The 279-nt window shown below is 48.0% G+C and carries 1 protein-coding gene; it reads left to right on the top strand.

Annotated features, from left to right (window positions below):
* The coding region (locus GQ594_RS11955; protein ID WP_160413207.1) for a DUF2345 domain-containing protein at nucleotides 1-279 on the top strand (279 nt) is incomplete at both ends.

Genomic DNA, 279 nt, shown 5'->3' with positions numbered 1-279 from the left:
AAAACATCCAACTGTCTACCGCTAACAGCCTCAGCTTAACCAGTGAACACCAAACCGATATCAACGCCTTAAAAAACGTCACCCTCTCATCGGGTGAGGCGCTGGGGTTATTTGCGCAAAAATCGGGGATGAAACTGTTTGCCAACCAAGGCGATATCGAGGTGCAAGCCCAAAATGCCAATCTTAACATGGCGGCCAAACAAGATATCAAAGTGGATAGTGTGGATGGCAAAGTCACCCTTACTGCAACAGACAACATCACGCTTATCTGCGGTGGCT

Origin of the sequence: Gilliamella sp. Pra-s52, assembly GCF_009795805.1 — a bacterium.
Classification (GTDB): domain Bacteria; phylum Pseudomonadota; class Gammaproteobacteria; order Enterobacterales; family Orbaceae; genus Gilliamella.
Note: the sequence above shows the minus strand (reverse complement) of the source record. Positions and strands in the feature narration are given on the sequence as shown.